Genomic DNA, 240 nt, shown 5'->3' with positions numbered 1-240 from the left:
GCCGTTTCCATGGCATCCGCGCAATCGACAGCTTCTACGGCACGTGGGGCGGCGATTGGGCTGTCTGGGGTGGCGCTGCATTCAAGGCAACCGAAAAGGCTACCTTCAACGTACAGCTCGCTTACGACGACACCAAGACCTTCGCAGCAACCGCAAACGTTGCTTACGAACTGGTTCCTGGCTTCACGATCACCCCGGAAGTTTCCTACACCAAGTGGGACGACGAAAACATCAGCCTCG

1 protein-coding gene and 1 pseudogene are annotated in these 240 nt (G+C 57.5%); one reads left to right on the top strand and one right to left on the bottom strand.

Annotated elements, in window-relative coordinates:
* Positions 1-116, bottom strand: a 116-nt coding sequence (locus tag F9K91_RS26835; RefSeq protein ID WP_459562249.1) for a hypothetical protein, incomplete at its 3' end; no start/stop codon positions are given.
* Here F9K91_RS26835 and F9K91_RS26830 point away from each other — a divergent pair.
* Positions 96-240 (top strand): annotated as a pseudogene (locus F9K91_RS26830) (porin); the annotation flags it as partial. The gene F9K91_RS26835 and the pseudogene F9K91_RS26830 sit on opposite strands and share 21 nt — an antisense overlap.

The sequence above is a fragment of the Brucella tritici genome (assembly GCF_008932295.1).
Lineage (GTDB): Bacteria > Pseudomonadota > Alphaproteobacteria > Rhizobiales > Rhizobiaceae > Brucella > Brucella tritici.
Note: the sequence above shows the minus strand (reverse complement) of the source record. Positions and strands in the feature narration are given on the sequence as shown.